General features: G+C 57.8%; 3 protein-coding genes. All 3 read left to right on the top strand.

Annotation, left to right across the window (positions count from 1 at the left end):
• Window positions 1-190: 190 nt before the first annotated feature.
• The 3 genes from KJQ12_RS02490 (at window position 191) to KJQ12_RS02480 (ending at window position 1,266) form a co-directional block, all read left to right on the top strand.
• Window positions 191-547 (top strand): histidine triad nucleotide-binding protein, encoded by a 357-nt coding sequence (locus KJQ12_RS02490; RefSeq protein ID WP_213483339.1) that lies wholly within the window; start codon window positions 191-193, stop codon window positions 545-547.
• An 86-nt stretch (window positions 548-633) separates the two neighbouring features.
• A complete protein-coding gene (gene rpsU, locus KJQ12_RS02485) occupies window positions 634-807 on the top strand; it encodes a 30S ribosomal protein S21 (protein WP_213483338.1) in 174 nt (57 codons plus the stop codon).
• Between the two features lie 15 nt (window positions 808-822).
• A complete protein-coding gene (locus tag KJQ12_RS02480; protein ID WP_213483337.1) occupies window positions 823-1,266 on the top strand; it encodes a GatB/YqeY domain-containing protein in 444 nt (147 codons plus the stop codon).
• The last annotated feature ends 96 nt before the right edge of the window (window positions 1,267-1,362 follow it).

Here is a 1,362-nt window from a genome sequence, read left to right as displayed (position 1 = left end):
TTGGGGTTCGCGTTCCAAGCATCTTAAATGACTGCCCACGCTAGCTTGACACTGACCCGGCGGGCTGCCGATTGGACGAGGGGGAGGCTTATACGCTACAATGGAAGAAAAAATGCCGCCGGCGGCGCAACGTTCCGGCATTCGGCACGGACGCGCGCCTTGAGGCATTTGAAAACGGGAGGAAGCCTTGATGTCGGATTGCATTTTCTGCAAAATCGTTGAGGGTTCGCTGCCGTCCACGAAGGTGTACGAAGACGACGACGTGCTGGCGTTCCGCGACATCCAGCCGGCCGCTCCGGTCCATGTGCTGATCATTCCGAAGAAGCACATCGCGACCATGAACGACGTAACGGACGAAGACGGAGCGCTCATCGCCAAGATTTTCGCCGCGGCGCGGAAAATCGCGGCCGATCTCGGCGTTGCCGAGTCCGGTTACCGGCTCGTGAACAACGTGAACCGGGACGGCGGACAGGTCGTCTATCACCTGCACGTCCACCTGCTCGCGGGACGGAAACTGGGTGCGCTTCTTGCGCCCGACGCAAGTTGACACTGCCTTTTCCGATCCCCTATAATGAAATTTGATAACCGTGTTTGCTGTACGGCTGCGGTCCGTTCCGGAGGGAGGGAAGACGGGTGTCCGAGACAAGAGTTCGCAAGAACGAAACCATTGACGCTGCGCTGCGCCGCTTCAAGCGTTCCATTGCGAAGGACGGCGTTCTGGCCGAAATCCGGAAACGCAAGCACTACGAGAAGCCGAGCGTAAGACGCAAGAAGAAGTCCGAGGCTGCGCGCAAGAGAAAGTACTAGGAGGATCTTCCCACGATGACCCTCGCTGAACGGTTGAACGAAGACTTGAAACTGGCAATGAAAAGCCAGGACAAATTCAAACTTTCCGTCCTGCGAATGGTTCGCGCGGCGATCAAGAACCAGGAGATCGAACGCAAGCGGGCGCTTGACGACAGTGAAGTGATCGATGTCCTGAGCCGCGAGATCAAGCAGCGCAGGGATTCCCTCCAGGATTTCGAGAAAGCCGGCCGCACCGATCTGGCGGAGCAGGCATCCGCCGAAATTGAGATCATCAGCGCATACCTTCCCAAGCCGCTGACGGACGAAGAAGTGACAGCCCTCGTACAGCAGACGATTCAGGAGACCGGCGCTTCTTCCAAAGCCGACATGGGCAAAGTGATGGCAGCCCTGATGCCGAAGGTGAAAGGCCGCGCTGACGGCAAGCTGGTCAATCAGATCGTGTCGAAGCATCTCAGTTGACAAAAGCAAGCAAAGCGCTCCGTTACGGAGCGCTTTTCTGCTGTACGGCGTGCCCAGAAAGCACGTATCTTCTAGCCGGTGAAAGTCCGGCCACGG

The sequence above is a fragment of the Thermobacillus xylanilyticus genome, assembly GCF_907165215.1.
GTDB classification, from domain to species: Bacteria; Bacillota; Bacilli; order Paenibacillales; family Paenibacillaceae; genus Thermobacillus; species Thermobacillus xylanilyticus.
Note: the sequence above shows the minus strand (reverse complement) of the source record. Positions and strands in the feature narration are given on the sequence as shown.